This window comes from Mesorhizobium sp. M4A.F.Ca.ET.090.04.2.1 (assembly GCF_003999085.1).
Lineage (GTDB): Bacteria > Pseudomonadota > Alphaproteobacteria > Rhizobiales > Rhizobiaceae > Mesorhizobium.
In genome coordinates this window covers 1-3,416 of record NZ_RZOT01000604.1, presented here as the reverse complement: position 1 = coordinate 3,416, position 3,416 = coordinate 1, and the positions used below count along the sequence as shown (strand labels likewise).

Here is a 3,416-nt window from a genome sequence, read left to right as displayed (position 1 = left end):
ACGAGGGGATCATCATCAGAAGCCGCCACTACCTCGACATCTTCTGCCTCGACCCCGCGATCGTGCGGCCCGGCATACGCTTCTTCGACATCCTCCAGCACAGCGTCGAGATCGGCGTCGCCTCGCACAGCGCGGCGGATCTCTACGCCATCCGAAAGCCCTATATCGACGGGGCGAAGCCCTCGACCTATGAGGAAACGCTGTCGGATGGCCGCATCATCGACATCTCGCATCGGCCGCTGGCTTCGGGCGGCTGGGTGTCGATCTACGAGGACATCACCGTGCAGCGGCGCGCCGAGCTGGAGCTGAAAGAGCAGCATCGTCGCTTCGACGCAGCGCTGGCCAACATGTCGCAAGGCCTGCTGATGTATGACGCGGACGGCAAGATGATTGTCCGCAATGAGCGTTTTCTGGAACTCTACAACGTGACCGCCGCGGATTTCCCGCTGGGAACGACCCATCGTGACGCGCTCGAACGGCTGGTGGAGCTCGGCATCTATACGAAGATCGATGTCGATAGCGAAGTCGCCAAGACCGAAGCCTGCCGGAAAGCGGCGAAAATACACTCGACATACCGCCACCTTAGCGATGGCAGGACGCTTTTGGTCACACGACGACCGATGAGCGGCGGCTGGGTGGCAACTTTCGACGACGTCACCGAGCGCCAGCTTGTCGAAGAGCGCATGACCCATCTCGCGCATCATGACACGCTGACCAACCTGCCCAACCGTTCGATGTTCCGCGAGCGCCTCGACAAGGCCTTGAGCGAGGCGACGGTCGCGCCGATGGCGATCTTCTCGCTCGACCTGGACCGCTTCAAGGCGGTCAACGACACCTTTGGGCACCCGGCCGGCGACTGGCTGCTCAAATGCGTGGCCGAACGGCTGCAGCGCTGCCTGCGCAACGAAACGGATGTCGTCGCCCGCTTCGGCGGCGACGAATTCGCCATCATCCAGTTCAACGTCAAGGGCGCCGACGACGCCGAAAGGCTGGCCAAGCGCATTGTCGAAGTCATCGGCAAGCCCTATCGCGACAAGAGCCGCGACATGCATGTCGGCATTAGCCTTGGCATCGCGCTCTACCCCAACGATGGCAAGGATGCCGACACGCTGTTGAAGAATGCCGACATGGCGCTTTATCGCGGCAAGAGCGAGGGCCGCAACGTCTACCGGTTCTTCGAGCCCGGCATGGATGCGATGGTGCGGGCGCGGCAGGTGCTCGAAACCGACCTCGAGGCAGCGCTGCCACGGCACGAGTTCGAGCTGGAGTTCCAGCCGATCATGAACATCCCCTCCGGCGAGGTCGTCGGCGCTGAAGCCCTGATGCGCTGGCATTCGCCGACGCGCGGCCGGGTGTCGCCCGATGATTTCATACCGGCCGCCGAGGAAACCGGGCTGATCGTGCAATTGGGCGACTGGGCGCTGCGGAAGGCCTGCACGGCGGCAGCGGGCTGGCCGCATGCGATGCGCATCGCCGTCAACGTCTCTGCCGTGCAGATCAAGAGCGGCACCTTTGCCCGCAGCGTGATTGCGGCGCTGGCCTTCTCCGGTGTGCCGGCCGACCGGTTGGAGCTCGAAATCACCGAAACGGTGCTGATGGACGAGAGCGACACTGTGCTGAAGACGCTCGGCCAGCTGCGCGATCTCGGCATCCGCATCGCGCTCGACGATTTCGGCACCGGTTACTCCTCGCTGGGCTATCTCCGGCGCTTCCCGGTCGACAAGATAAAGATCGACCGCTCCTTCATCCGCGACATCGATAACCGCGACACCGCGGCGATCGTGCGCGCAGTGATCGGGCTCGGCGCGCAACTCGGCATCACCGTCACCGCCGAAGGCGTCGAGACAGAAGCGCAGCTCGACATGCTGCGCGAGGCCGGCTGCGTCGAGGCGCAAGGCTACCTGATCGGCGTGCCGTCGACGGCGGCGGAGATCAACCGGCTGCTGAGAACGGGGACGGCTCTGCGCCGGTCCGGATGAAGGAGAACGCTCAGCGTAGCGTCTCGATGTACTTTTCGTGGAAGCTGACATAGCCGGGCTCAATCAACTTGAGATGGCGCTCGATCAGCCCGTGGAACTCCGGCAACCGATGGAATGGCACGCCGGGATAGGCGTGATGCTCGGCATGGAAGGGCATGTTCCAGGCAAGCTTGCGCACCAACCAGTTGGTCAGCGTCGTCCTGGTGTTCTCCAGCATGTTGGCGACGAAGGGGCAACGGCCGTGCTCGGCGAGCAGATAGAGCCTGAGGAACGGCTGTCCGAGCAGCGCCGGCAGGATCCAAACGTAAAGCAGCACCGTTGCCTTGAACCAGAGCGCGAGCAACAGCACGGCGGCGTAGACGGCGATCATGGCGCGCGCCTCGGCGCGCACCTTCGGACGCCCCTTCGGGGGCACGTAGCTCTCATGGCCACCACCAGTCGCGTTGGTGTAGAGCGTCTTGAAGTGGCCCCACCATACCGGGAGACCCGAAACATGGACGATGTATTGCCGCAGGGTTTCGGGCTTCGGAAAGGCGAGTTCCGGGTCGTTGTCCGGATCCTGGGTGAAGCGGTGGTGGGCGAAATGGAAATAGCGGAACCAGTCGGCGGGCAGTACGATCGCCAGGCTGCACAGCCGCGCGACGGCATCGTTCAGCCACTGCGTCTCGAAGGCGGTGCGATGCACCGTCTCATGCAGCAGCGTGAACAGGAAGACGATCAATATGCCTTGCGGTAGCATCAGCAACGGCCAGAACGGCACCTTGGCGGCGATCAGGCCTCCGAGCAGCAGGATGGCGTCGAAATGGGCAGCGAGCTGAATGAGCCCCGGGCCGTCCGACTTGCCGGTCAGGCGACTGCGCTCCTCATTGGTAAGCGATGCGATGACGTCGCGATGGTCCATGGTTCGTTCCGGCTGCTCGACTTTGTTCACGCACATTAGCCACAAAGAAACCTTTCTAAAAATGAGGATTTCTGCAATCTAGATAAGTTCAACTTATCTTATGGATTGCCCGTGGCCACGCTACCCTCACTGAAAGGACTGCAAGCCTTCGAGGCGGCGGCGCGCGCCGGGAGCTTTGTCGCGGCTGCGGAAGAGCTGTCGATCTCGGCGGCCGCGGTCAGCCAGCTCATCCGCACCGTCGAGGCGCAGATGGGCCGCAAGCTGTTCCATCGCGTCAACCGGCGCGTCGTGATGACCGAAGCCGGCGTGGAGATGCTGCCCAGGTTGACCATGGCCTTCCAGGAGATCGGCAGCGTCTCGCGCGAGGTCAGCGGCGGCGCATTCCGCCCCCGGCTCGTCGTGTCGGTGCCGCCTTCCATGGCGATGGGCTGGCTTTCCGAGCGTCTCTCCGGCTTTGTCGCCAGCCACGGCGCCGTCGACATCTCGCTCAGGGGCGACGACGATCCGGTGCCGTTCGACCGCGAGCTGATCGACAT

3 protein-coding genes are annotated in these 3,416 nt (G+C 63.5%); 2 read left to right on the top strand and 1 reads right to left on the bottom strand.

Features of this window, described 5'->3' with window-relative positions:
• Window positions 1-1,979 (top strand): EAL domain-containing protein (locus EN781_RS28965; RefSeq protein ID WP_127400571.1); only part of this gene is annotated, 1,979 nt, incomplete at its 5' end.
• 10 nt (window positions 1,980-1,989) lie between these two features.
• Here EN781_RS28965 and EN781_RS28960 read toward each other — a convergent pair.
• Window positions 1,990-2,880 (bottom strand): fatty acid desaturase family protein, encoded by an 891-nt coding sequence (locus tag EN781_RS28960; RefSeq protein WP_126059162.1) that lies wholly within the window; start codon window positions 2,878-2,880, stop codon window positions 1,990-1,992.
• Window positions 2,881-2,991: 111 nt separating this feature from the next.
• Here EN781_RS28960 and EN781_RS28955 point away from each other — a divergent pair.
• A partial coding sequence (locus EN781_RS28955) for a LysR family transcriptional regulator (RefSeq protein ID WP_127400570.1) occupies window positions 2,992-3,416 on the top strand: 425 nt, incomplete at its 3' end.